At 68.0% G+C, this 25226-nt stretch carries 18 protein-coding genes; 5 read left to right on the top strand and 13 right to left on the bottom strand.

Annotated elements, in window-relative coordinates; translation table 11 throughout:
- Positions 1-64: 64 nt before the first annotated feature.
- A complete protein-coding gene (locus ASC91_RS25345; RefSeq protein WP_056203908.1) occupies positions 65-1021 on the top strand; it encodes a tripartite tricarboxylate transporter substrate binding protein in 957 nt (318 codons plus the stop codon).
- On the opposite strand, the gene ASC91_RS25340 is transcribed toward ASC91_RS25345, so the two are convergent.
- On the bottom strand, positions 1018-1605 hold the full coding sequence (locus tag ASC91_RS25340; protein ID WP_056203906.1) for a TetR/AcrR family transcriptional regulator: 588 nt from the start codon (positions 1603-1605) through the stop codon (positions 1018-1020). The two genes, ASC91_RS25345 and ASC91_RS25340, sit on opposite strands and share 4 nt — an antisense overlap.
- An 89-nt stretch (positions 1606-1694) precedes the next feature.
- On the opposite strand from ASC91_RS25340, the gene ASC91_RS25335 reads away from it, so the two are divergent.
- The gene (locus tag ASC91_RS25335) at positions 1695-2693 is read left to right on the top strand and encodes a saccharopine dehydrogenase NADP-binding domain-containing protein (protein ID WP_056204501.1); all 999 of its coding nucleotides are present in this window, start codon (positions 1695-1697) and stop codon (positions 2691-2693) included.
- Here the strand turns inward: ASC91_RS25335 and ASC91_RS25330 are convergent.
- The 7 genes from ASC91_RS25330 to ASC91_RS25300 all read right to left on the bottom strand — a co-directional run bounded on the left by ASC91_RS25330 (position 2665) and on the right by ASC91_RS25300 (position 11282).
- The gene (locus ASC91_RS25330; protein WP_056203904.1) at positions 2665-3699 is read right to left on the bottom strand and encodes a glycoside hydrolase family 5 protein; all 1035 of its coding nucleotides are present in this window, start codon (positions 3697-3699) and stop codon (positions 2665-2667) included. The two genes, ASC91_RS25335 and ASC91_RS25330, sit on opposite strands and share 29 nt — an antisense overlap.
- A 3-nt stretch (positions 3700-3702) precedes the next feature.
- The gene (locus tag ASC91_RS25325; protein WP_056203900.1) at positions 3703-4839 is read right to left on the bottom strand and encodes a glycoside hydrolase family 5 protein; all 1137 of its coding nucleotides are present in this window, start codon (positions 4837-4839) and stop codon (positions 3703-3705) included.
- A gap of 4 nt (positions 4840-4843) precedes the next feature.
- Positions 4844-6142, bottom strand: a complete 1299-nt coding sequence (locus ASC91_RS25320) for an AGE family epimerase/isomerase (RefSeq protein WP_056203898.1) — start codon at positions 6140-6142, stop codon at positions 4844-4846.
- Positions 6139-8208: a GDSL-type esterase/lipase family protein gene (locus ASC91_RS25315; protein WP_162247864.1), complete on the bottom strand. Its 2070-nt coding sequence runs from the start codon at positions 8206-8208 to the stop codon at positions 6139-6141. Before ASC91_RS25315 ends, ASC91_RS25320 begins: the two co-directional genes overlap by 4 nt.
- A gap of 85 nt (positions 8209-8293) precedes the next feature.
- The gene (locus ASC91_RS25310; RefSeq protein ID WP_056203891.1) at positions 8294-9172 is read right to left on the bottom strand and encodes a carbohydrate ABC transporter permease; all 879 of its coding nucleotides are present in this window, start codon (positions 9170-9172) and stop codon (positions 8294-8296) included.
- The gene (locus tag ASC91_RS25305; protein ID WP_056203888.1) at positions 9169-10053 is read right to left on the bottom strand and encodes a carbohydrate ABC transporter permease; all 885 of its coding nucleotides are present in this window, start codon (positions 10051-10053) and stop codon (positions 9169-9171) included. The genes ASC91_RS25310 and ASC91_RS25305 overlap by 4 nt, the downstream gene beginning before the upstream one ends.
- A complete protein-coding gene (locus tag ASC91_RS25300) occupies positions 10050-11282 on the bottom strand; it encodes an extracellular solute-binding protein (protein WP_056203886.1) in 1233 nt (410 codons plus the stop codon). The genes ASC91_RS25305 and ASC91_RS25300 overlap by 4 nt, the downstream gene beginning before the upstream one ends.
- 317 nt (positions 11283-11599) lie before the next feature.
- On the opposite strand from ASC91_RS25300, the gene ASC91_RS25295 reads away from it, so the two are divergent.
- Positions 11600-14098 carry a glycoside hydrolase family 2 protein gene (locus ASC91_RS25295; protein WP_056203883.1) on the top strand — a complete coding sequence of 833 codons (2499 nt, stop codon included), beginning with the start codon at positions 11600-11602 and terminating at the stop codon, positions 14096-14098.
- Between the two features lie 158 nt (positions 14099-14256).
- On the top strand, positions 14257-17337 hold the full coding sequence (locus ASC91_RS25290; protein WP_056203880.1) for a TonB-dependent receptor: 3081 nt from the start codon (positions 14257-14259) through the stop codon (positions 17335-17337).
- A gap of 105 nt (positions 17338-17442) precedes the next feature.
- On the opposite strand, the gene msrA is transcribed toward ASC91_RS25290, so the two are convergent.
- The 5 genes from msrA to ASC91_RS25265 form a co-directional block, all read right to left on the bottom strand.
- Positions 17443-18138, bottom strand: coding sequence for a peptide-methionine (S)-S-oxide reductase MsrA (msrA, locus tag ASC91_RS25285; protein WP_056203877.1), 696 nt, complete (start codon positions 18136-18138; stop codon positions 17443-17445).
- Between the two features lie 395 nt (positions 18139-18533).
- Positions 18534-20066, bottom strand: a complete 1533-nt coding sequence (locus ASC91_RS25280) for a tryptophan halogenase family protein (RefSeq protein WP_082533003.1) — start codon at positions 20064-20066, stop codon at positions 18534-18536.
- 41 nt (positions 20067-20107) lie between these two features.
- Positions 20108-21598, bottom strand: a complete 1491-nt coding sequence (locus ASC91_RS25275; protein WP_056203874.1) for a tryptophan halogenase family protein — start codon at positions 21596-21598, stop codon at positions 20108-20110.
- Between the two features lie 2 nt (positions 21599-21600).
- Positions 21601-22986 (bottom strand): GH1 family beta-glucosidase, encoded by a 1386-nt coding sequence (locus ASC91_RS25270; protein ID WP_056203871.1) that lies wholly within the window; start codon positions 22984-22986, stop codon positions 21601-21603.
- Between the two features lie 13 nt (positions 22987-22999).
- A complete protein-coding gene (locus ASC91_RS25265) occupies positions 23000-23923 on the bottom strand; it encodes a PfkB family carbohydrate kinase (RefSeq protein WP_056203868.1) in 924 nt (307 codons plus the stop codon).
- A gap of 181 nt (positions 23924-24104) precedes the next feature.
- On the opposite strand from ASC91_RS25265, the gene ASC91_RS25260 reads away from it, so the two are divergent.
- Positions 24105-25151: a LacI family DNA-binding transcriptional regulator gene (locus tag ASC91_RS25260; protein WP_056203865.1), complete on the top strand. Its 1047-nt coding sequence runs from the start codon at positions 24105-24107 to the stop codon at positions 25149-25151.
- Positions 25152-25226: the final 75 nt, after the last annotated feature.

Below are 25226 nucleotides of genomic sequence, written 5' to 3'. Positions count from 1 at the left end.
TCTCACGTTTCGCGGGCGCGCCGCAGGGCGTTAGGCTGGGCTGTACCACCTTCAGGAGACGCCCGTGCCGAAGTGCCTTGTTCCCGTCGCAGCTCTGCTGCTTGCACTGACCGCAAATGCCCAGGAAACGGCCTGGCCGTCCAAGCCCCTGCACTTCGTCGTGCCCTTTGGCCCCGGCGGCGCCAACGACATCGTGGCGCGCACGGTGGCCGAAGCCACGGCCAAGCAGCTGGGGCAGCCGATCATCATCGAGAACAAGCCCGGCGCGGGCTCCATGATCGGCGCGGCCTATGTGGCCAAGGCCGCGCCGGACGGCTACACCTTCCTGACGCCGGCGGCCGGTGTCATCACCAATGCGCTGATCAAGACACGCATGCCCTATGCCGAGAACGACCTCGTGCCCGTCGTCATGATGGCCGTCAGCCCCTCGGTCGTCGTCGTGCCGGGCGACTCGGCCATCAAGGATCTGAAGGGCCTGATCGCGGCGTCCAGGAAAGGCCAGGGGCTGAACTTCGCGACGGCCGGCACCGGCAGCACGCCGCATTTCGTGGCCGAGATGCTCAAGCTCAAGGCCGGCGCCAAGCTGCAGATCGTGCCCTTCAAGAGCGGCTCCGAAGGCATGGCGGCCGTTGTCGGTAACCAGGTCGATGCGACCTCCGAGGCCAGCCCCGTCGTGCTGTCGATGGTGAAGGCCGGCAAGCTCAAGGCCATCGCCTCGACGTGGAACCGTCGCATCGCGGCTTTGCCCGACCTGGCCACCGCCCAGGAGCAGGGCTTCAATGACGTTTTCATTGGCCATTGGTCGGGCGTGTTCGCGCCCAAGGGCACGCCCGAGGCCATCCTCGACAAACTCAATGCGGCCGTGAATGCGGCGCTGAAGACGAGCGAGCTGCGCGCCAAGCTCATCCCGCTGGCCATCGACCCGACGGGCGGCAGCCGCGAGGACTTCCGCAAGTTCCTCGTCGCCGAAAAGGCCCGCCTGGCGCCGGTGGCCAAGGCGGCGCAGATGAAGGAAGACTAGCGGTCGGCTTCGACGAGGGCGCGCATCGCGGCCAGCAGCACATCCGTCGCTTCGTCGGGCGTCAGCAGCTCGGCGCTGACGAAGGCGCCATTGACGAGCAAGGCCAGCTGAGCGGCGAGTACCTTCGGCGCGCGTGCCTTCAGGCGTTGGGCGATGACCGTGAGGCGTGACCGCAGCGCCTGCATGTGGGCTCGCGCCACGCCGCGTGCCGGGTGATCCTGCTCGGCGAACTCGGCCGCCACATTGATCTGCGGGCAGCCGCGGTAGTTGGCCCGGCCCAGGCGCTCGCCTATCCAGCGCATATGAGCTTCCAGTTCGGCCTTCGCATCACTCGCGTTCTCCGCGGCGACCCGGTCCCAGGTCGCCCAGAAGTCCACATCTTCGCGCTCCAGGAAGGCCACGATGAGGTCGTCCTTGGTGCGGAAGTGGCGGTACAGGCTGCTCTTGGCGACGCCGGCCTGCTCGATGACCAGATCGATGCCGACCGCGCGAACGCCGTTCTTGTAGAACAGCTCGGACGCCACGCCCAGCAGGCGCTCGCGGACGTTCTGAGCTTCGGGGGCAGTTTCAGCAGGCATGTTCATCACGGCGGTCGATTCGGTGTTGACACGATACAGACCATTCTGTATCGTTCAAAGAACAGACAGGTCTGTCTCGTTTTAAAAGGATGATCATGAGCAAGGATTTGGGCAAGAAGGCGGTTGCGGTCTACGGTGCCGGCGGGCACACCGGGCGATTCGTCGTCAACGAGGCGCTGAGGCGTGGCTTGAAGGTGGTGGCGATCGGGCGGGATGCGTCGCGACTGCCGGCTGGCGTGGAGGCGCGGGTCGCGACCATTGACGACGCGGCCGCGCTGGACGCTGCACTGCAGGGCTGCGGCGTGGTCATCAACTGCGCCGGGCCGTTTCTCGACACGGCGGCGCCGGTCATCGAGGCCGCGCTGCGCGCTGGCTGCGGCTATATCGACGTGACCGCCGAGCAGGCCAGCGCTGAAGCCGTCTTCGAGAACTTCGATGCCCGGGCTCGCGTGGCTGGCGTCGCCATCATTCCGGCGGCGGGCTTTTACGGCGGGCTGGCTGACCTGCTGGCGACGGCGCTGATGGGCGACGGCGCCGTGCACGACCTGGCCATCGCCATCGCGCTGGACCACTGGTGGCCCACCGAGGGCACCCGCAAGACCGGTGAGCGCAATCAGGTGCCGCGCGTTGTGCTGCAGGGCGGCCAGATCGTGCGTATGCCGACGCCCGCGGCGCAGCGCGATTGGGCGTTCAGCGCTGAGCACGGTGAGCAGACCATGGTCGAGCTGCCCTTCAGCGAGGTCATCACCATCGCCCGCCATCTGCGCGTGCAGAACCTGCGCTCGTGGCTGACGCTGTCGTCCCTGCAGGAGATCCGCGACACCACCACGCCGCCGCCCGAGGCCAGTGACGCGCAGGGGCGTTCAGCGCAGCGCTTCGAGATGGTCGTCCAAGCCGGCGAAGGGGCGAGCGCGAGAAAGGCCATCGCCCGTGGCCAGGACATCTATGCGGTGTCGGCGCCGCTGGTGGTGGAGGCGGCCGAGCGCATGCTGCAGCCATCCTTCGAGCGCAGCGGTGCGCTGGCCCTGGGTGAAGCCTTCGACGCCAAGGACTTCCTTCAGTCGCTCAGGGACGTTGAACTGCAATTGGGCTGAGGAAAGGCGCCAGCCAGCGCATCTGCGGCTTGTCGAGGCCGTCGGCGGTGGGTTCCAGCGACAAGAAGTAGTCGCCCCAGGTCGGGCCGCCGGCCCACCACAGCCAGCCGTCCCAGACGTCGGCATTGGCCTGCAGATGCTTGAGCGCGCCGGTCACGGCCTGCTCGCAGACGGCATTGGCGCCGCCGCCCAGCTCACCCAGGATGGCGCGGCGCTTGTTCTTGCGCAGCCATTCGGTGAAGCGCTTGAGCCGCTCCGCGCCGATCTCGGGGCTGACGCATTCGGGGCTGGTGCCGGAGCCGTCCTTGTCGAAGTACTGGTGCACTTCGAAGACCATGCGGTCCAGCGGGTCGCTCACCTTGCCCATGACCTCGGCGTTGGGCGTGCCGTACCACTTGGACTCGAACCAGCTCCAGGCACCGGTGTAGCCGTTGCCGGGCACGGTGATGAGGTTGGTCGCGCCGGTCTTGCGGATGGCATCGATGGCGGCCTGGGCGGCCTGGCCCCAGGTCTCGGTCGGCATGTTGCGCGGCTCATTGACGAGGCCGAACTGCACTTTCGGGTTGTCCTTGAACTGCAGGGCCAGGCGCCGCCAGAAGTCGGCAAACGCGGCGATGGGCACCTCGGGCTTGCCGACATGCACCTCCTTGTAGGCCGCGTAGTTGTGCGGGTCCAGCAGCACATGCAGGCCGCGGGCGGTCGTGCCGTCGACGAACTCGCGCAGGCGAGCGAGTTCCGTCGGGTCGAACTCGCCGTTCAACACCGGCTGCAGGCGCTCCCAGCGGAAGGCGATGCGCATCAGATTCATGCCCTTGGCCTGGAAGTAGGCCGTGCTGGCGACGCTGGGATAGACGAAGTCCTTGCCATAGATGCCGGGGAAGGGCAGCTTCTCGCCCCATTCGGCGCTGGACAGGCTGATGCCGCGCCAGGGCAGCAGTTCGGCCGCGCAGGCGCCCTGGACGAGGGACGCCAGCAGGCAGGTGGTGGCGAGGTGTCGCAGCTTCATGGATCAGTCCTTCGTCAGGGTGGTGCCGTACAGCGCCTGGACCAGGTCGGTCCGCCAGGCATGGGCTTGCGGGTCATAGAGGCCGAAGCCCGAGGCCAGTTCCCAGTACATCCAGGGCAGCTGCCGGGCAGCCATCTCGGCGCGCATCGCCTTCAGGTAGCGCACCCGGGCGCCGAGTGCCGCGCGGCTGTAGGCGCCGAACTCGCCGACCACCACGGGGTAGCTCAGGCGCTTGCCTTCGTTGGCGGCCAGGTCGAGGCCTTCGCGGATCTTGGCCAGCTGGGTGGCGTCGCAGCAATCCACGCCCACGGGCGGTGAGGGGCTGACCCATTCCGCACCCTGATGGGTGAAAGTGAACGGCTCGTAATGGTGGACGGTGAGCAGCAGGTTGGCGTCGGCCGGCAGCTGCAGCTTGGACAGGGCCCAGGGGCTGTTCCACTGCACCGGCCCGATCATGACGACGCGGCTCGGGTTGCTGGCGCGCACCACGCGCAGGGCGCGCGAGGCCAGGGTGTTCCAGTCGGCCTCGAGCTTGTTGTGCGGCTCGTTGTAGAGCTCGAACACCAGGCCCGGCCCGGCATTGGCGAAGCGCTCAGCGATCTGGCGCCACATGGCCAGGAAGCGCAACTGCACCACGTCCGCCGCGACGCTGGCTTCGCCCGCCTCGACGGCATCGCCATCGAGCTGGTGGTAGTGGTGCATGTTCAGCACGACGGTGACATTGCGCGCGAGCAGCTTGGTGACGATGCCTTCGACGCGGGTCATGAAGGCCGCGTCGATGGTGGCTGCGGCATCCAGGCTGGCGTGGTTGCTCCAGCGCACCGGCAGGCGCACCGCCTGGCTGTAAGACGGGCTGGCGCTCGGGCCGACGAGCTGGATGAATTCGTCTTCGACCTTCAGCCCCCAGGCGCCTTCGCTGGGCGCTTCCAGCATGCTGCCGAAGTTGATGCCGCCGCCCAGCGCCGCGGCGGCGGTGCGGGCCTGTGCCGAGGCGCCGGGCGGTGTCCCGGACGGCGTGGTCGGGTAGGCGGCCCAGGGGTCTGTGGGCGTGGACGGTGCCGGTTCGGCGGCGGCACCACCACCTCCGCCACCGCAGGCGGCTAGCAGCGCGATCAGCAGGGCAGTTGCAAGGCGAGTCATGGCGTCAGCTCCGTGCCGGCGGTTGCACGCGGAGCGCGGCCAGCACGTCCTGGCAGGCACCCATGGTGTGGTAATCGGTCTTGCCGGCGGGACTTTTCTCGTCGGTGACTTTGCTGTTGTCGGGCGCGAGGATGCGATACCAGGCGCCGTGCTCGTGGTCGACGAAGTGCTGCCAGGCATAGGCCCAGAGCCGGTCGTACCAGGCCCAGTACGCGTCGTCGCCGGTGCGTACGGCCAGCCAGGCGGCGGCGGCAAGGCTTTCGGCCTGGACCCAGAAGTATTTGTCGGCGTCGCACACCTTCATGTCGGGCGCCGGGCCGCTCCCAAGGCCGGCGTGTCCCCCTCGGGGGGACGACTGCGTACCCGCAGGCGGGGGGCGCCATGATTCGTCCGGCGCGAAGCCATAGACGAGGCCGCCGTGAACGCCGTCCCAGCCGCGCTGCATGGCGGTGTCGAAGAAGTGGCGCGCCGTCGGCACCAGCCAGCCGGGTGCCGCTGCGCCCAGACGACGATCCAGCATCAGCAGCAGCTTGGCCCACTCGGTGAGGTGGCCGGTCTGGAAGCCCCAGGGCCGGAAGATGTTGGTCTTGTCGTCGCGGTTGTAGTCCCAGTCGGGTGTCCAGTCGGTGTTGTAGTGCTCCCAGACGAGGCCGCCCGCGAGCGCCGCCTGGCGTTGGGCGATGGACGTGGCCAGGGTCAGCGCACGGTCGAGGTAGCGAGATTCGCCGGTGGCGGCGTGGGCAGCCAGCATGGCTTCGCAGGCGTGCATGTTGGCGTTCTGGCCGCGGTAGGGACCGATGCCCCAGTCCGGCGTCGCCTCGTCGGCGTAGAGGCCGTGGGCGGGTTCCCAGAAGTGCTGCTCCATCAGTTCGAAGGTGGCGGCGATGCCTTCGCGCGCGCCGGGCACGCCGGCTTCTGTGGCGTGCGAGTTGGCCAACAGCACGAAGGCCAGGCCGTAGCAATGGTTGGCGCCGTCGAGCACCGTGGCGCGGCCGTCGTGCCAGTCCAGCACCCAGGCATAGCCCCCTTGCGGCTGAGCATGGACCTGGTTGACGAAGGCCAGTGCGTGCGCGACGTCGTGAACAGGTCCGCCAAACCAGCGCCAGGCCAGCGCGTGGTTGAAGACGAAGCGCGTGCTGCTGACGAGGTGGCGGGTGCGGCGGTCGTAGATCGTGCCGTCGTCCTTGAAGAACTGGAAGCAGCCGCCGGTTTCGTCGCGCGCACGCGGCGCGTAGAAGTCCAGCGTGTGGCGCATGTGCGCCCACAACGCTGCGGGCTGGCGCATGTCGGGAACTGGGATCATTTCAGCACCTCGTCTTTCAGGAAACGGGTCAACTCGTCGGCCATCAAGGCATGCACGTCGATGCGCGGATGGGCCCAGGAGAAGGCCTCGAAGCGGTAGGACCAGACCTTGGCGTCGCCTTCCGCGCGCAGCGTCTGCATGGCGCCCAGCACGGCACGCGGGATGGCGGGTTGTTCGCGCGGGGCCGACATGCCGCCCATCAGCAGCACGATCCTGGCTTGCGGGTAGCGCGCGCGCAGGCCGCGTACGAAGGCGAGATAGCGCGGGCCGAAGTCAGTGGCGATGGTCTGGCCCTTCGAAGCCGGGAAGCCATGGTCGTTCTGGCCGAGGTTGAGCAGCACGACGTCGGGCGCGCGTGCATCGGGCGGCGCAACCCTTGCGTCCAGCCGCGGTGCATAACGGTTCCAGACCTCGGGCATCAGCAGCTGGTCCCAGGTCGCGGTGATGCCGATGCCGCTGATGGCGATGCCAACGTAGTCCGCGCCCAGGTTGGCAGCAGTCACGGCGCCATAGGCCCGCGTGCCGTCGTGGCTGGACAGGTCGGCGTATTGATCCTCGCCGATATCGCCGTTGCACGCGCCGGCGGTGATGGAGTCGCCGTAGAACTCCAGCTTCAGCGGCCGGGGTGCGGGCGGGTCGAGCAGCTTGCCGCCTTCGGCCAGGCGCAGGCCGAGGAAGACGCTTTCAGCCTGCGAAGCCTCGGTACGCTTGACGAGGCGCAGCTCGTGTTCTCCGGTCGTCAAGGGCAGCCGCCAGTCGGCCGGCCCGCTGCTGCGCAGCGCCAGCGCGTGGCGGCGGCCGTCGACCTCGACGGTGAAATGGTTGATGCTGCCGCGCGAGGGTGCCAGGCGCAGCGTGAGCTGGTCGCCGGTGAAGCGGGCGCGCAGCTCGCTGCCGCTCCAGGCGAGCAGCTTCCCGCCCGGCGCGGTGCCGACGCGGCCGATCCAGCGCAGCTTGGGATCGTCCGCGGCTATCAGGCCTGGCTTGCTCGACGGCGCCTCGCGCACGAAGTCGCTCGGGTGGAGTTCGGGCGGGAAGATGCCGGCCGACATGACGGCCAGCAGGCTCGCCGGGCGGCCGCTGCCGGTCCATTCGTCCTTCTTCACGCGCACGTGCAGCAGGTGGGCACCGGGCTCCAGCTCGCGACCGACGACGGCGTAGTGCCAGCCGAGGTAGCCCTTGCGTTCCGGCACCTGGCCGCGGAGCGTGACGACGGGCCCGTCGTCCACCCAGGCTTCGAGGTTGCGGTAGTGCTCGCTTTCGGCGTGGAAGACCGCGACCTCGCGTCCCCAGACGAGAAAATGAGCCTCGGCATCGTCGGCCTTGCTGACCCAGCCGGGCTGCTGGCCGGTCCATTCAGGATGCACCTCGCCGCCACGCTCGAAGCCACGCACCTGGTAGGGCTTGAGGGTCTCGCCGGCCAGCATCCGCGTGAACTCGTGAGCGCGCCCGTAGACGGGCTCGGGCAGCGGCGCGGGCGCGGCGACCGGCCCGCGGGCGGCTGCCCGCAGTGTCTCGGCCAGCGCAAGCGCGATGCGCTGATGGCCGGTGGCGTTCGGGTGGACGGGCTCGTCGTAGAGAGCCGCCCAGCGGTCTTCGCCGGCATCGACGCGGGCCTGCATCCAGCGGCCGAAGTCCAGCGCGGCGAGGCCGTAGTGAGCGGCCAGCTTCAGCTGCGCATCGACCGCGTCGCGCGCCTGGTTGCCCTGCTGCGTCAGGCCGAGCACGACGACCGCGGGCGGCTTCTTGGAAGTCAACAGTCGGCGCAGGATGGCTTCATAGCTGCTGCCGCGCACGGCCGGATCCAGCCACTGGTCGTTGACGCCGAACTCGACGATGACCAGGTCGGGCGACTTGTCGAGCACCTGCGTCTGCAGCCGCTGCACACCGGCGGCCGAGTCGGTGCCGCTGACGCCGGCGTTGACCAGCTTGGCCTTCGGTCCCAGCGATCTGGCGAGTAGTGCGGCCCAGCCTCGTTCACGCGGCGGCTGGGCGGCGTAGCCGGTCGTGATGGAGCCGCCGATCGTCGCGAGCGTGATGGTCTCGCCGGCCTGAAGCCGTTGCATGACACCTTGCAGTCGAGCGTCGGCTTGTCCGGCCGCCGGCAGCATCAGAGACAAAGACAACGCAAATCCTTTCAGCAAATTCATGTCAGCCCTTGGTGGCGCCCGCTTGCAGCCCGGCAACGAACTGCTTCTGGAAAACCAGGAAGAGCACGACGGCCGGCAGCGAGGCGAGCAGCGACCCCGCCATCAACACGGCGGCCGATTGCGGGTTGAAGCTCAGGTCGCCCGCCATCTTGCCCAGTTGCAGCGGCAGGGTCAGCGTGGCCGCGTCGTTGACGACGAGCAGCGGCCACAGGAAGTTGTTCCATTCGCCCACCGCCACCGGGATGGCAATGGCCGCGAGCGCCGGCCGCAGCATGGGCAGCACGACGCTCCACCAGATGCGCAGCGTGCCGGCGCCGTCCAGGGTCGCGGCGCTGATGAGTTCATCGGGCACGCTCAGCATGGCCTGGCGGAAGTAGAAGACGACGAAGGCCTTGGCCAAGCCCGGCACCAGCAAGGCGGCGTACGTGTTGATCCAGCCCAGCTGCGCCACAGTGACGAAGTTGGGCACGATGGTGACTTCCCACGGCAGCATCATCGACACCAGCAGCGCGCGGAACAGCCAGCGGCTGCCGGGGAAGGGCCGCTTGGTCAGCACGAAGGCGACGAGGGACGCCGCCAGCAGGCTGACGACCGTGACGACGATGGTGACGAGCAGGCTGTTGGCATAAAAGCGCAAAAAGCCGTGGCCCTCGACCTGCACCTGCAGGATGCCGGCGAGCTTGGTCGGATCGGCCGTGGTACCGGCCCAGTCGGGGTTGAAGAAGTTGCGCGAGGTCGGCGCCTGCGGCAGCAGCGTGGGCGGCTGGCGCAGCAGCTCGGCCACGGTCTTGAAGGCGCCGGCGGCCATCCAGTAGTAGGGCAGCAGCATGGCGGGCACCAGCAGCCACAGCGGTGCCTGGAGGATGCGAGTCCACTTCATCGCCCGCCCTCCCGGCCGATCAACTTGAGGTTCAGCCAGGTCAGGCCGAACAGCAGCGTCGTCAGCACCCAGGCGGCCGCCGAGGCCAGGCCGAGGTCGAGCTGGCGAAAGCCCCGGTCGAAGAGATAGGTCACCAGCATCAGCGCCGAGTCCAGCGGGCCGCCGAGCGTCTCGACCGCGCCGTAGAGCAGATAGGGCTCATAGAAGACCTGGAAGCTGGCGATCATGCCGGTCACGCTCACATAGACCAGCGTGGGGCGCAGGTTGGGCAGCGTGATGTGCAGCAGCTGCTGCCAGCGTGAGGCGCCATCCAGGCGCGCGGCCTGGTAGAGCTCTTCGGGGATGGCGCGCAGGCCGGCGACGAAGATGACGAGGTTGTAGCCGAGCACCGACCAGACGCCGACGAGGACGAGGACGGGCATCGTCCATTGCGGGTCACCGAGGAAGCGCGCCGGCTCCAGGCCGACGGCCGCGCGGATGCTGTTGAACAGGCCATAGGCCTCGGAGTTGGCGAGCCACTTCCAGGCCGAGATCGCGCCGACACCGCCAGCGACGGCTGGCAGGAAGAAGGCCACGCGCACCCACTGGTGCAGCCGCGAGTTGCTGCCGAAGTTCAGCGCCAGCAGCAGGCCCAGCAGCACCGCGATGACCGACACCGAGGCCATGTAGGTGGCGGTGTTGCCCAGCGCCGTCCAGAAGCGTTCGTCGGCGAAGAGCTCGGCGTAGTTGCGCAGGCCGATCCAGTTGGGGGCGTCGGTGGCGTGGTAGTCCGTGAAGCTCAGCCAGGCCGAGCGCAGCACGGGCCAGACGCCGAACAGGCCGAACAGGGCGAAGAAGGGCGCGACGAGCAACATGTCACGGCCATGGCGGCGCCAGATCATGGCTGCGCTCCCAATGCGGCCAGTGCACGGTTCATGACGGCGGCAGCGCGGCTCAGCTCCACCTGCGGGTCGCCGCCGGCCAGCACGACGCGCTGCACGGCGCGGGTGACGATGTAGTCCTGGCGCATCCATGCGGGGCAGGGCGGCGGGCCCTCGGCGTCGGCGAGCTGGGTCAGCAGAGCCTCGCGGTGGGGCAGGGGCAGGGTGGCGATCTGATCCTGCCGGCCGGAGGGCAGCCACATGCCGCCGTAGGCCAGCGCGGCCTCGGCCATGCGGCGTGTGACCTCGGGCTGGTAGACGGTGCGCATGAAGTCCAACGCCAGCTCGCGATTGGGCGAGAAGCGCGTGATGGCCAGCACCGTGCCGCCCAGCACTGCGGTGCGCTTGCCCGTCGGGCCGATGGGCAGCGGCGCGGCGGCCCACCGCCCGACCAGGCCCTTGTGCACCATGTCCATGCGCGACAGCAGCCAGGTGCCGGACTGCATCAGCCCGTAGGCGCCGCTTTCCAGGCCGCCGTCGGCGTCGGGCCAGCCATCCGTGGGTGCCTGCAGCTCGCGGTACAGGCGCGCGTAATAGGTCAGCGCGCGCACGGCCTCGGGGCTGTCGATGACGGCGCGTGCGCAGTTGGCGTCGTAGACCGCCCCGCCGGCCTGGCGCAGGTAGGGGTAGAAGCCCAGCCAGCTGGTATTGCCCCATTGCTGTGCAAAGCCGTGTCCCTGAGCACGCAGCTTGCGGGCGGCGGTGATGAAGCCCTCCCAGTCCGCCGGTGCCCCGGTGGCCAGATCGCTGCGGTAGTACTGCAGCTGCACATGCATGTCGAAGGGGGCGCCGTAGAGGCGGCCGTCCGGGCGGCGGATGGCGCGCAGCGCGCCGGGGTTGGCGTGCTGTTCGAGCTGGCGGGCGAGGTCGGGTGCCGCCTGGTTCAGGTCGACCAGCGCGCCCTTGGCGCCGAGCGCGATCGCGTAGGAGGTGCTGCCGGTGACGAGATCAGGCCCACGCCGGCTGGCCAGTGCCGCGGAGTACTTGGTCATCGCGTCAGCCCAGGGCACGTCGCGCACTTCCACGGCGACATCCGGATGGGCGGCGCGGAAGGCGGCGACGGCCGGCTGCATGACCTGGGGCGTCTTGTCGTCGCCCACCATCCAGATGACGAGGCGGGCAGCGTGGGCGAGTGGCACGCCGGCTGCGAGACCGAGGACCAGCGCCGCCTGGGTGAGCAGGGCTTTCATTGCGGGGGAAGCGCGTGGCCGGCTTGGCCACCTTGTCTCGTTGTTGTTTACTAAACGGACCGGATTATGTGCGGCAGTTGAGCGGCTGTGTTGACTGTCTCTTCCAGAAAACATCAGGAATATCCCCGAGTGCTAGCGTTGTCGTAGAGAAACAGAATGCGCAACAGAACAATGTTTAGCTTTGCTTGTGGCGAAGCAGGAGACAAGCCGCGGCCGCGTTGAGGCGCGGCGCAGAGGCTGATCGGCGAAGCGTGCCGTTCGGCTCGGGGTCTCCCGCCGCGGGCTGGTGTGCAACGCAACCGCAACGACTCCGACACGTGAGCCCTGAACGACTGATCGATCTGCACGACGACTGGCTGCTGGCCGAGGCGCCCGAGGGCCTTGGCGGGCCGGCGCTGTCGGCTCTGCCCGCTGATGCCTGGCTGCCGGCCACTGTGCCCGGCACGGCCCATGGCGCGTTGCTGGCGGCCGGGCGCATTCCCGATCCCTTCTACGGCATGAACGAGGCCGAGGTGCGCTGGGTCGGCGAGCGCCGCTGGGCATGGCGGCTGGGCTTCGAGGCCGGCGCACTGGCCGACCACGAGGACCTGGTCTTCGAGGGCCTGGACACCTATTGCAGCGTCTGGCTCAACGGCGAGAAGCTGCTGGCATCGGACAACATGTTCGTGCCGCGCCGGGTCGATGTGCGCCGCCGCCTGCAGCCTGGGCGCAACGAACTGCTGCTGTGCTTTGAGCCGCCGCTGGGGCGTGCCCGCGAGGTCGAGGCCGTGCATGGCAAGCGTCAGCTTTGGAACGGCGACAGCGCCCGTCTGCATGCCCGCAAGGCGCAGTACCACTTTGGCTGGGACTGGGGTCCCGAGCTCCTCGTCAGCGGCCCTTGGCGCGCGGTGCGCCGGCACAGCTGGTCGGCGCGCCTGGACGATCTGCACTGCCGCAGCGAGGTTGACGTGGCCGGGCGGCGCGCGACGCTGCAGGTCTCGGCGCGGCCCGCCGGTGCCGCCGGCTTGCGCTGCGCCTTCGAGCTGCTGGACGCCGACGGCCGCAGCGTGGCCCGCCAGGTCGTGCCAGCCGATGCAGCGTGTGCGACGCTGAATGTCAGCGAGGCCCAGCTCTGGTGGCCCCGCGGCCTGGGCGGGCAACCGCTGTACACGCTGGTGGCCCACTTGCTGGACGGCGATCAGGTCGTGGCGCAGGACAGCCGCCGCATCGGCCTGCGCACGCTGCGCCTTGTGCAGGTCCCCGTCGAAGGCGAGGCGGGTAGCAGCTTCCATTTCGAGGTCAACGGCCAGGCCTTCTTTGCCGGCGGCGCGAACTGGATCCCCGACGACAACCTGCTGGAGCGCATCACGCCGGCGCGCTACCGCGAGCGCGTGGCCCAGGCGGCGGCGGCCAACATGAACATGCTGCGCGTCTGGGGCGGCGGCATCTATGAGCACGAGGCTTTCTATGAGGCCTGCGACGAACTCGGCCTGCTGGTCTGGCAGGACTTCATGTTCGCCTGTGGTCTCTACCCCGCCAACGCCGACTACCTCGCCAGCGTGCGTGCGGAGGCTGAGAGCGCCGTGAAGCGCCTGCGCCACCACGCCTGCATGGCGCTCTGGTGCGGCAACAACGAGGACTACATGCTGGCCGAGTCCGTCGGCCTGGCCGGCCCGGGCGTGCCGGCCGAACGCTTCGAGGCGCGGGCGATCTACGAGGGCCTGCTGCCCGAGGTCTGCGCGGCACTGGACCCGGATACCGCCTACTGGCCGGGCAGCCCTTTCACCCCAGGCGACGGCGCCAAGTCCTCCGACGCGACCGTGGGCGACCGCCACAGCTGGGAGGTCTGGCACCAGCAGATGCTGCCCTACCAACGCTATGGCGACGTGCAGGCGCGCTTCGTCAGCGAATTCGGCATGCAGTCGCATCCCTCGCTGGCCTTGTTTGAATCGGTGCTGCCCAAAGCCGAGCGCTTCCCCGAGAGCCGCACGGTGCAGTGGCACAACAAGGCCGGCTCGGCGGCGGGGCCGGACGGGCATCGGCGCCTGTCGGTCTATCTGGCCGACAACCTGCGCATGGGCGGCACGCTGGCGGATCACGTCTACGCGACGCAGTTCGTGCAGGCCGAGGCCATGCGGGTGGCGTACCAGGACTTCCGCCGCCGCTGGCAGCGGCCCGGTGCGCGCGCCGTCGGGGGCGCCCTGGTCTGGCAGCTCAACGATTGCTGGCCTGTGACGAGCTGGGCCCTCATCGACTCTTCGGGCACCGTCAAGCCGGCCTGGCATGCCGTGCGCCGCGCCCTGGCGCCGCTGGCCGTAGCCGTGCGGCTGGAGGCAGGGCAGGCGCGGCTGTCCGTCATGAACGGCGAGGCTCAGGCCTGTGAACTGGCGTTGCAGCTGCGCCTGTTCGCGATGGATGGACGCCAGCTCGCCAGCACCCGCGTCTTGCAAGCGGTTCCAGCGTCGACCAGCGTCGAGACGACCCAGCCTCTGCCGGGCTTTGACGAGCCGGTCGTCGCCGAGTTGTGCGCCTTCGATGCGGACGGCCGCGAGCTCGCGCGGGATTGCGCCTGGACCGAACCCTTCAAGTTCTACCGCCTGGCCGGCGCGCGCATCGCCATCCAGGCCGAGGGCCAGGCCTTGCGGCTGAGCTGCGACCGACCGGTCAAAGGCCTTTGGCTCCAGTACCCGGGCCTGGATCTGGCGGACAACTTCATCGATCTGGTGCCTGGCACCGAACGTCTCGTCGGCTCGAGGATAGCGCTACCAGAATCTCTGGAAACCGTGGCACTCGAGTTGCCAGCACAGCACATCCATCTGCGGAGAAAGGAGGGTTGAATGCAGGAGCCATGCGTATATCCCCTATCCCTAGTAGTCCGGATGTCCGATTACTTGGACATTGTTAGCGTTACCAAATACCTGCGGCATAGAAACCAGCAGGACCGGCACGAGGCCCGCAAGGGCTGAGTGTTTCCCACCGAAGAGGAGCAAAGAGGATGAGACATTTCAAGAGGACAACGCTGTCCCTGGCGGCCGTACAGGCGCTGGTTTGGGCAGCCACACCGGCGCTGGCGCAGAACACGCCCGCGCCAGCTCCGGCGGCAGCACCCGCGGCTGACAAGGCGCCTCAGGCCCTGGAGACCGTCATTGTTTCTGGGCGCCGCGCCGCGCTTGCGTCGGCGCAGAAACTCAAACAGGAATCAGACGAGATCGTCGACTCGGTCGTCGCCGACGAGATCGGCAAGCTGCCCGACCGCTCGGTGTCCGAGGTGCTGCAGCGCATCGTCGGGGCCACGATGTCGCGGGTGTCGTCGTCCAACGACCCGGTGCACTTCTCGGTCGAAGGGTCGGGCGTCAACATCCGCGGCCTGACCTATGTCAGCTCAACGCTGAACGGCCGCGAGACCTTCAGCGCCAACCAGGGCCGCACGCTGGGCTTCGAGGACGTGCCGCCCGAGCTGATGGCCGGCGTGGACGTCTACAAGAACCCCTCGGCCGAGCAGATCGAGGGCGCCATCGGCGGCCTGGTGAACCTGCGCACGGCCCTGCCCTTCGACTTTCCCGGCTTCAAGGGCTCGATTTCGCTCGACGTCTCGCGCAACAGCCTGGCCAAGAAGAACAAGCCCAGCGTCTCGGGCCTGCTGTCCAACACCTGGAACACCGACGCGGGCAAGTTCGGCGCGCTGATCGACGTGGCGCATTCGCTCAGTTCCAACCGCACGGACGGCCTGGTGCTGGACCCGTTCTACAAGGCCACGCCGACCAGCCCGACCTGGTTCTCCCGCGACATGTCGTGGAAGCAGCAGTTCTACGACCGCACGCGCGACGGCATCTACGGCGCGCTGCAATGGAAGAAGGACGACGTCGAGTCCTCGCTGACCTTCTTCCGTTCCAAGTTCAAGTTCAACTGGAACGAGAACAACGTCAGCGCCCAGGTCGACCCCTACAACGTCGAGGTGCTGGACGGCACCTACGACGCCAACGGCGTGATGACCAAGGGCGTGCTGACCGGCAAGAAGGACGCCAACGGCAACTACACCGGCATCGAGGTCGAGAACCAGACGCGCTACTCCAAGCGCAACTCGCAGACCGATGAACTGGCCTGGAAGATTTCCGGCAAGGTCAACGAGCAGCTGACGCTGACGTCTGACTTCCAGTACATCCGCTCCAAGACCAACAACTTCGACTCCACGGTCGGCACCGCTGTAGCCCTGCCCAAGGAGACCGTGGACTACACCGGCTCGATGCCGCGCCTGGTGTTCGACGCCAGTGACATGGCCGTCCTCAACGACCCCAGCAAGTACTACTGGGCGATGATGATGGACCACCTGGACAAGGGCAAGGGCACGCAAAAAGCCTGGAAGGGTGATGCGCGCTGGGTCTTCCACGACAACAAGATCCTCAACGACCTGCGCGTGGGCGTGCGCATCGCCAAGCGCGACGCCGAGACCATCAACAGCAACCCGAGCTACAACTGGGCGACCATCACCCACGCCTGGCAGGTGGGCTGGAACATCGGCGACCTGGCCTACATCACCAAGGCGCCGGATATCCCCACCTACAAGAACAACTACGCCGACTTCATGGGCGGCGGCAAGGCCAACCTCCCGTCGCTGTATTTCCCGGCGGCTTCGGTGGCCTTCGACTGGCCCAACAGCTACAACAAGCTGCACCAGCTCTACCTGAACGAGTGCACGAACTTCAAGCCGGGCTGGGATGGTGCGGGCTGCCCGCAGCAGGCCAACAGCATCCAGGGCGGTGGCAAGTGGGCTCCTACTTCCTTCGGCACCGACCCGGCCGGTCGCAACACCCAGGCCGAGACCACCACGGCGGGGTATGCACAGCTGCGCTTCTCCTTCGATGAGGTGGGCCTGCCCATCGACGGCAACGTCGGCCTGCGCGCGGTCCACACCAAGAACCAGGCCGACGGCTACACCATCCTGACCACGCAGGCCGCGCCCCCCGGTGCGGTCGGCCTGGCCGTGCCGCAGCTGACGCCGTTCGCCAAGGAGCAGAACTTCAACCAGAGCTTCACGGACTACCTGCCCAGCCTGAACCTGAAGTGGAAGGCCACGGCGGACGGCGCGCTGCAGTTCCGCTTTGCCGCGTCCAAGGCCCTGGCGCGCCCGCAGTTCAGCCAGATGCAGGGTTTCCTGTCGATGTCGCAAACCATCGAGGTCGATGCGCAAAGCGTGCCGCCCAACGTCAAGAAGATCAACCTGACCGGCACGGCCAGCGGCAACCCCGAGCTCAAGCCCATCCGCTCCGACCAGGAAGACGTGACGGCCGAGTGGTACTTCGCGAAGAACGGCTCCGTGACTGCCGCCGTCTTCAACAAGAACCTCAAGGACATCATCGTCAACCAGGCTTTCAACCGCACGGTCAACGACGCCAACGGCAAGCCGGTCAACTTCGTGCTGAACGGCCCGGTCAACGGCGCCAAGGGTTATGCGCGGGGCTTCGAAGTGGCCTACCAGCAGTACTTCGAGGGCCTGCCCTCGCTGCTGCAGGGCATTGGCCTGCAGGCGAACTACACCTACGTGGACAGCAAGGTGAAGCGCTACAACGCGGTGTACACGGGCTACTGCTCGCCCGGCGCAGGCCAGGACAACCTGAACCTGTACATCAACGGCTGTGACACCGATGGCCGTTCCTTCGGCGATATGCCGCTGGACAACCTGTCGAAGAACACCTTCAACATCGCGCTGCTCTACGACCGTGGTCCGGTCTCTGCCCGCATTGCCTACAACTACCGCGGCAGATACCTCTACGGCGTGGCGCTGAACTCCGACAACACCGGCCCCAACCAGACCAATGCGCTGGACACCAACCCGGCGAGCGCCAACTTTGGTCAGCACAACCTGCCCGTGGGCCTGCCGCTTTGGGCTGACGGCTATGGACAGGTCGACGCAGGTCTGCACCTGAAGATCGGCAACGATCTGTCCCTGGGTGTCGATGCCACCAACCTGACGAACAAGACGTACAAGCAGATCATGCAGCAGCACATCGGCATGATCGGCCACAACTACTTCACGTCGGGCCGCGGCTATCGCGTCAGCATGCAGTACAGCTTCTGAGCTTGATGAAGGGCGGGCCGCCCGGCCCGCCCGCCACTCGCAAGACCCGGCACCGCGGTTGGCTCCGCGGTGCTTTTTTTATGCGCGTCGGCCACTGGGCCAGGATCAACGCGCTTGCTTCACCAGCATGGGCTCGCTTCTGAACCGTTCGCCGAAAAGCCGCTTCAGCGCCGCGATCTTGGGCAGGTCGTGGAACACGATGTAGGGGTCTCGCGGGTTGTCGACCAAGTAGTCCTGATGGAATTTCTCGGCGGGATAGAAGTTGCCCCTGTTCTCCACCTTGGTCACGATGGGCTTGCCGTAGAGCCCTGTCGCGTCCAATTGCGCGATGTAGGCCTGGGCCGTCTCGCGCTGCGCCGCGTCGGCGGGAAACAGGGCCGAGCGGTATTGGCGGCCGATATCCGGTCCCTGGTGGTTCAGCTGCGTCGGGTTGTGTGCCACGGAGAAGAAGACCTGCAGCAAGGCGCCGTAGCTGACCTGCGATGGGTCGAACGTCACCTCGACCGCCTCTGCATGGCCGGTGCGGCCGCTGGTGACCAGCTTGTAGTTCGCCGTGCTCGCCGTGCCACCCGCGTAGCCGGAGACGGCCTGCTGTACGCCCTGCACATGCTGGAACACACCCTGTACGCCCCAGAAGCAACCACCGGCGAACACCGCGGTCTGCAGGCCGGTTGCCGTGGGTGCCAGATCCTGGGCCGGCGGCGGGATGCTCACCGACTCGCCGGCGGCAGCGCAGCCACCTGCCAGGCTGCCAAGCAGCAGCGCAGCGGTGAATCGGCGGCGGGACGGCAGTGAGGTCATGGCTTTCGATCCGAAGTGAAGCGGTTGGCTGGATGCGAAAGCGTAGGCCGACATGGCGGGTTCAGGCAACCCGCCGTTCGGCCGTCACTTCCGGAACTTGCGGACCAGGTCCTCGACGCAAGGCCCGTCGCTCCGACCTAAACGCCTCTTGCTGTCGTCCGGCGCGGCAGCCGTGGGTGGCGGCTTCGTAGAGCGGGGCCAGTCCGTCGAGGCCGTCCGGGCGGTGCGGCGTGTTCTCGCACAGATAGTCGAACAGCCGCGAGTGGGCCGCCTGGAACGCCTCGGGCTGCTACCGCTTCAGCTGCGCCGCGAAGTACTCGCGGATCAGCGGGTGGGCGTCGATCGCGTCGGGCGAGACGGAGAGCAGTTCCACCTCGCTCAGCCGTTTCGCGTGATCAGACTGGCATCGCTGGGCAGTAGCGCCGCACGAACTCCGCGTGATCGGGCATCACGGCCACGCATTGCGCGATGGTGTCGGACACGCCCTTGAAGTAGGCGGCCGTTTCCTCGACACCTTGCAGCTCGGCGAGCGCCAGCCAGCCCTTGGGGCGCAGGTTCTGGCCTTCCATGACCTCCAGCCAACTCGGCTCGCGGAACAGGTCGCCGTCGACATTGGCCAGGCGGCCGCTGGAGGCATACAGCGCCATGCGCCAGCGCAGGGCCCCGGGAATGGCCATGGCCGCGCAGGCCTTCCAGAACTCGCTGTCGTCGCGCTGGTTCAGGTGATAGTGCAGCACGATGAAGTCGCGCACGTATTCGTAGCGCTCGCGGCTCTGGCGGTTGTACTCGGCGATCTCCAGGGCGTCGAAGCCACTGTGGGGGAAGGCCTCGATGAGCTTGGCCACACCCATCTGGATCAGGTGCAGGGCCGTCGACTCCAGCGGCTCGACGAAGCCGGCCGACATGCCGATGGCAACCACATTGCGCCGCCACGCCTCCTCACGCATGCCAGTGCGGAACTTGATGATCCGCGGGTCGGCGAGCGGCTGGCCGTCGAGATTCTTCAGCAGCACGCCGGCCGCCTCGTCGTCGCTGACATGGCTGCTGGAATAGACATGGCCGTTGCCGACGCGGTGCTGCAACGGAATGCGCCATTGCCAGCCGGCCCGGTGCGCGGTCGAACGCGTATAGGGCAGCAGCGGGCTCGTGCTCTCGCTGGGCACCGCCACGGCGCGGTCGCAGGGCAGCCAGTGGCTCCAGTCCTCGAAACCGGTGCCGAGGGCCTTCTCGATCAGCAGGCTGGCAAAGCCGGAGCAGTCGAGGAAGAGGTCGCCCTCCACCAGTTCGCCGCTTTGCATCTGCACGGCGCGCACATGGCCTTCGGCTGGCCCCGGTTCTTCATTGAGCAGCACGCGCACGACCTTGCCTTCGGTGCGGCGCACGCCGCGCTGCTCGCTCAGGGCACGCAGGTGCTTCGCGTACAGCGACGCGTCGAAGTGATAGGCATAGCCGAGTGCGGCCATCGGCGAGTTCTGCATGTCCGGCCGCGGCAGCATGAAGCGGTTGGCCTTGGCCGCCATGTTGGAGATGACGTAGGCGTCCAGCGGCAGCGCGCGGCCCAGCGCGCGCAGGCGCAGCCAGTATTGCGAGAAGTCCACCGGCCACAGCGCCTCGCGGCCGACGCCGCCGAAGCCGTGGAAATAGCGCTCGCCCTGGCGGCCCCAGTTGACGAATTCGATGCCGAGCTTGAACGTGCCTTGCGTGGCTTTGAGGAACTCCGCCTCGTCGATCTTGGCCAGGCCGTTGAACATGCGGATCGGCGGGATGGTCGCTTCGCCCACGCCGATGATGCCGATCTCGTCGGACTCGACGAGGCGGATCTCATACGGGGGCTTGAGCACCGCGCTCAATGCGGCGGCCGACATCCAGCCGGCGGCGCCACCGCCGACGATCACGACCCGCCGCAGCGGCTTGTTCAGGTTTTCCATCGCGCCAGTCTAGGTAGGGGCTTCGGCTCTGAGCATGGGCGCTATCCCGCAGCACCGCTCAAGCGTGCACGCAGAAAGCTGTCGTGGTCAGGCATGCCGGCGGCCAGCGCGGCAATGGCCTGATGGCGCTCAGTGAGATAGCGGGCTGCCAACTCAGCCGGCATCTCGTCCGGCCAAGGGCTGCGGCGCCGCGGCCAGTCGCCCATGCCGGCGTGGATGGCCAGCCAGCTCGCCGTGTCGAAGGCCTCGTTGTCGTAGGCATGCAGGGTGCCGGTCTCGCGCCAGGCATGCAACTTGTAGTCCAGCGACTCGGGCAGCTCCATGCTCGTCAGCGTGCGCCAGAACTCGCTGTCGCGGCGCTCGCTCAGGGCGTAGTGCAGGATGATGAAGTCGCGGATGCGCTGGTACTGGCGCAGCTGCTGCACGTTGAAGCCGACCGCGGCCTGCGTGTGATCGGCCTCGCCGAGCAGCGGGATGAGCCGGCCCAGCGCGTTGTGCACCATGTAGATGGCGGTGGACTCCAGCGGCTCCAGGAAGCCGGCGGCCAGGCCGATGGCGACGACGTTCTTGACCCAGAACCGCTCGCGGTGGCCGGTGCGAAAGCGCAGCAGCCGCGGCTCGGCCAGCATCGGCGCGTCGAGCTGGGCCAGCAGCTGTTCGCGCGCCCGTCCCTCGTCGATGAAGCGGCTGCTGAACACATGGCCGTTGCCGGTGCGGTCATGCAGCGGGATGCGCCAGGCCCAGCCGGCCTCCAGCGCCGTCGAGCGCGTGAAGGGCGCGAGATCGCCCGGTGCGCGCTCGGTGGGCACGGCCCAGGCGCGGTCCACTGGCAGCCAGTGGCCGTAGTCAATGAAACGCTGCTCGAGCGTCTGGCCGATCAGCAGGGACGCCAGGCCCGAGCAGTCGATGAAGAGATCGCCCTCGACCTCGCGCCCGTCGGCCAGGTGCAGCGCGCGCACACGGCCGTCCTCGTGGCGCTCCACGCCGACGACGCGCCCCTCAGTGCGCCTCGCGCCGCGACCTTCGGCCAGGCGGCGCAGGAAGGCGGCGTAGAGCGTCGCGTCGAAGTGGTAGGCGTAGGTGTAGCGCGAGGCCAGGCTGTCCTCGCCTTCTGCAGGCCTGCAGAATCGGCCTTGGTGCGCCATCACCGTCGGCAGGCAGAACTCGCCCAGCGGCGTGCCGGGGCCTGTCTGCAGGCGGCGCAGTTGGCCCCACAACGCCATCGGGCCGTCCAGTGGACCGAAGTCACCGAAGGTGTGGAAATAGTGCTCGCCGCGCTGCTTCCAGTCGCAGAACTGGATGCCGAGCTTGTAGCTGCCGCGCGTGGCGGCGAGAAACTCAGCCTCGTCAATGCCGAGGATGTCGTTGAAGCTGCGGATCGACGGAAAAGTGGCTTCGCCGACGCCGATGATGCCGATCTCCTCGGACTCGACCAGCTCAACGGCGACGCCGCGCAACCCTGTCGTCAGCGCGGCGGCCGACATCCAGCCGGCGGAGCCGCCGCCGAGGATGACGACGCGCCGGATGCCCATGCTCAACGCGCCGCGGCGCGCTCCTTCAGGAAGTCCGCATAGGCCAGCGCACTGCGCTTGAGCGTGCGCTGCTGCGTCTCGAAGTCCACGTGCACGAGGCCGAAGCGGCGCTCGTAGCCGAAGGCCCATTCGAAGTTGTCCAGCAGCGACCAGATGAAATAGCCGCGCACGTCCACGCCGTTGTCCATGGCACGTGAGCATGCCGCGAAATGCTGCTTGATGTAGGCCTGGCGTTGCTGGTCGTCGATCTCGCCGGCGCTGACCTGGTCGTCGCTCGACATGCCGTTTTCGGTGATGTAGAGGGGCGGCAGATTGGCGTAGTCGCGCTTGAAGGCTTCGAACAGGTCCTGCAGGCCTTGCGGGTAGACCTCCCAGTCCATCGTCGTGCGCTCGACCTCGGGGTGGCGCACCCAGTCGATGGTGTCGGGGCCCTTGGAGCGCAGCACGGCGCGGCTGTAGAAGTTGATGCCCAGGTAGTCGATGGGCTGCTTGATGAGGTCCATGTCGCCGGGCAGCACCAGGGGCTCACAGCCCTTCCACAGCCGCCACAGGTCGGCCGGGTATTCGCCCTTGAGCAGCGGGTCCAGCACCCAGCGGTTCTGGTAGGTCTCGAACAGCGAAGCGGCATCGCGGTCTTCGGCTGTGTCAGTGTCGGCATAGCCCGGCGCGCAGTTGGCGACGATGCCGTGCAAGGCCGTCGGGTCGTTGGCGCGCAGGATGGGCAGCGCCAGGCCGTGCCCCAGCAGCAGATGGTGCATGGCCTGGGCGGCCCAGCGGTTGGACTTGAGGCCGGGCGCGTGGTGCCCGTCGCCATAGCCAAGATAGGCTGAGCACCAGGGCTCGTTGTGCGTCGTCCAGGCCGCCACGCGGCCGCCACCGAGTTCGCGGCTCATCAGCTCGGCGTAGTCGGCAAAGCGGTAGGCCGTTTCGCGGTTCAGCCAGCCGCCGCGGTCTTCCAGGTGCTGGGGCAGGTCCCAGTGATACAGCGTGACGAAGGCGCGGATGCCACGCTTGGCCAGGCCGTCGAGCAGGCGCTTGTAGAAGTCGATGCCCTTCGCATTCGGGCGGCCGGCCTCGTCCATCACGCGCGGCCAGGCGATGGAGAAGCGGTAGGCGTCCACACCCAGGCGCTGCAGGATGTCCAGGTCTTCTTCAAAGCGGTGGTAGTGGTCGCACGCCACATCGCCGTTCTCGCCGCGCAGCACCTTGCCGGGCGTCGCGCAGAAGCGGTCCCAGATGGATTCGAGGCGGCCGTCGTCATGCGCGGCGCCTTCGATCTGGTACGACGAGGTGCCGGCGCCGAAGATGAAGCCGGGGCGGCGCATGGCCGAGCCGGCGGGCGGCGCGACGAGGTCGGCCAGGGAGGTGGGAGGCGGGGTCAGGTCCATGTCGGGCAGTCGTTCAGGCAGAGGTCGGCAGCGCATGCAGGGCGGTGCGCCAGGGTTGCAGGGCAAGGGGTTCGGCGGGCAGCGGGCCGCGCACGCCACAGATGAAGGAGGCGTAGCGATTGGCCAGGGCCAGCGTGGCGGGCAGGTCACGGCCCAGCGACAGGCCGGCCAGCAGCAGGGCGGTGAAAGCATCGCCGGCGCCGACGGTGTCGACCATGTGCGGCTGGGTGACGCCAGCACCCTGCGCCAGCAGTACGCCGCCCGGCGCGTAGAAGCGCCAGCCGCTGGCGCCGCAGGTCAGCACCAGGCGTTGCAGTGCAAAACGTGCCATCAATGCGCTGGCGCGGCCGGCGTCGTCGGGCGCGCCGGCATCGAACCAGCCGGCCAGTTGGGCCAGTTCTTCGTCGTTGACCTTGACCCAATCGGCCAGCATCAGCGACTCGGCGGCCAGCAGTCGGGTTTCAGTGCTGGCCCGCAGGTTCAAGTCCAGGAAGCGCGTGCCGGTGAAAGGCTTGACGAGGGCGCGCAGGGCCGCGCGCGAGGCGGGCTGGCGTTGGGCCAGGCTGCCGAAGTAGAGCCACGCTGGCGCCGTTTCAGCGAGGTGAGGGCGGGCGGCCGCGGCGTCGATATGGTCCCAGGCGGCGTCGCCTTGAATCTCGAAGTGGTGGCCTCCGGCGTCCTCGTGCACGCTGACGCGGCCGGTGGCGTGCTGCGGGTCGCGCTGCACGCCGGCGCTGTCCAGGCCGTAGCGGCGCGCACTGTCGAGCACGAGGCGGCCGTTGTCATCGTCCGCGCCGACGCGGCTGATGAACAGGGCCGGCGCGCCCATGGCGGCGAGCGAGCGCGCCACGTTGAAGGGCGCGCCACCCGCGACGGGTCCGTCATGGAATTCGTCGACCAGGGCTTCGCCGAGGACGGCGATGGGGCAGGGGAGCATGTCGGCGGCGCTTGGCGCGCTTCGTCGGTGGTTCGGAAATATTCTATGCAACAGCGATTGTTTAGTGAACAATATCCAGCCTAGGTTTTGCCCCCGGTACAGGGTGTACCCGGGGCCGCTGGGGTGCCGATGCACAATCGCGCCCGATGCGACGTGCTAAACAACAGCGGGAGCTCGGGTGATGGCCGACAAGGGAGTGACGATTCGCGAATTGGCCGAGGCCGCGGGCGTGTCCATCGGCACGGTGTCGCGCGCGCTGAAGGGCCAGCCCGGCCTGTCGGAGCAGACCCGCGCCCAGGTGCTCGGCGTGGCCCAGCAGATGGGTTATGACGTCGGCAAGCTGCGCACCGGCAAGCCACGCCGCATGCTCTTCCTGTACAGCCGCAGCCTCGGCTCGCTGGCCAACAACCCCTTCTATTCCTATGTGCTGCACGGCGCCGAGACGGCCTGCCGCGAGGCCGGCGTGCCGCTGAGCATCATGTCGGTGCTGGCAGGTGACGACGTGGCCGGCCAGGTACGCCGCCATGAGGCCGAGGCGCTGCTGGGTGCCGGCTATTTCGACCCCGAGGCCATGGAATCCATTCGCCGCTGCGAACTGCCGCTGGTGCTCGTGGACCACTTCTACCCCGGCGTGCGCTGCGTCAATGACGACAACCAGCTCGGCGCCTGGCTGGCGACGCGCCACCTGCTGGAAGGCAGTTCCCAGCGCATCGCCGCCATCTTCGGGCCGCTGGCGCATTACTCGACGTCGCTGCGCGCCAAGGGCTTCCGCCGCGCCTTGTTCGAGGCCGGTCGCCTGTTCGACCCCGACTACGAAGTCACGCTGGACCCGGCGCTGGAATACGGCGACGCCGGCCGCGATGCGATGAGCCGCCTGCTGGCCCTGCCCACCCCCCCGGACGCGGTCTTTGCCTACAACGACTCGACGGCCATGTTCGCCATCGAGGTCTGCCTTGAGCGTGGCCTGCGGGTGCCCGAGGACATCCGCTTCATCGGCTACGACGACATCGAGGAGGCTGCCCGCAACAAGCCGCCCCTGTCCACTGTGAAGATGGACAAGGAAGCACTTGGCAACGTCGCCGCACGCGCCCTCATCGAAGGCGATGTCGCACCCAATGACGCGTCGCTGCCGGTGGAGCTGGTCGTGCGCGAGAGTTCCCGTTTCGTCGCGGCGCCTGAAGCCGAGGCCGCGCCGCGCAAGGCCAGGCGCAAGACCGCAGCTGTCTAGGTGGCTGCCTAGGTAGTTGCACCGCCTTTCGTTCGTGCGATCAACGAACGAAAATAGGACTGTTTACTAAAAATA

This window comes from Pelomonas sp. Root1237, assembly GCF_001425055.1.
Classification (GTDB): Bacteria; Pseudomonadota; Gammaproteobacteria; order Burkholderiales; family Burkholderiaceae_C; genus Pelomonas.
The sequence above is the reverse complement of the archived record's forward strand: the minus strand, read 5'-3'. Positions and strand labels throughout refer to the sequence as shown.

Bases quoted from the DNA above. Each gene is read 5' to 3' on its own strand.
- ASC91_RS25340 (WP_056203906.1), bottom strand. From the start codon at position 1,605: ATGAACATGCCTGCTGAAACTGCCCCCGAAGCTCAGAACGTCCGCGAG.
- ASC91_RS25335 (WP_056204501.1), top strand. From the start codon at position 1,695: ATGAGCAAGGATTTGGGCAAGAAGGCGGTTGCGGTCTACGGTGCCGGC.
- ASC91_RS25330 (WP_056203904.1), bottom strand. From the start codon at position 3,699: ATGAAGCTGCGACACCTCGCCACCACCTGCCTGCTGGCGTCCCTCGTC.
- ASC91_RS25325 (WP_056203900.1), bottom strand. From the start codon at position 4,839: ATGACTCGCCTTGCAACTGCCCTGCTGATCGCGCTGCTAGCCGCCTGC.
- ASC91_RS25320 (WP_056203898.1), bottom strand. From the start codon at position 6,142: ATGATCCCAGTTCCCGACATGCGCCAGCCCGCAGCGTTGTGGGCGCAC.
- ASC91_RS25315 (WP_162247864.1), bottom strand. From the start codon at position 8,208: ATGCAACGGCTTCAGGCCGGCGAGACCATCACGCTCGCGACGATCGGC.
- ASC91_RS25310 (WP_056203891.1), bottom strand. From the start codon at position 9,172: ATGAAGTGGACTCGCATCCTCCAGGCACCGCTGTGGCTGCTGGTGCCC.
- ASC91_RS25305 (WP_056203888.1), bottom strand. From the start codon at position 10,053: ATGATCTGGCGCCGCCATGGCCGTGACATGTTGCTCGTCGCGCCCTTC.
- ASC91_RS25300 (WP_056203886.1), bottom strand. From the start codon at position 11,282: ATGAAAGCCCTGCTCACCCAGGCGGCGCTGGTCCTCGGTCTCGCAGCC.
- ASC91_RS25290 (WP_056203880.1), top strand. From the start codon at position 14,257: ATGAGACATTTCAAGAGGACAACGCTGTCCCTGGCGGCCGTACAGGCG.
- msrA (WP_056203877.1), bottom strand. From the start codon at position 18,138: ATGACCTCACTGCCGTCCCGCCGCCGATTCACCGCTGCGCTGCTGCTT.
- ASC91_RS25280 (WP_082533003.1), bottom strand. From the start codon at position 20,066: ATGGAAAACCTGAACAAGCCGCTGCGGCGGGTCGTGATCGTCGGCGGT.
- ASC91_RS25275 (WP_056203874.1), bottom strand. From the start codon at position 21,598: ATGGGCATCCGGCGCGTCGTCATCCTCGGCGGCGGCTCCGCCGGCTGG.
- ASC91_RS25270 (WP_056203871.1), bottom strand. From the start codon at position 22,986: ATGGACCTGACCCCGCCTCCCACCTCCCTGGCCGACCTCGTCGCGCCG.
- ASC91_RS25265 (WP_056203868.1), bottom strand. From the start codon at position 23,923: ATGCTCCCCTGCCCCATCGCCGTCCTCGGCGAAGCCCTGGTCGACGAA.
- ASC91_RS25260 (WP_056203865.1), top strand. From the start codon at position 24,105: ATGGCCGACAAGGGAGTGACGATTCGCGAATTGGCCGAGGCCGCGGGC.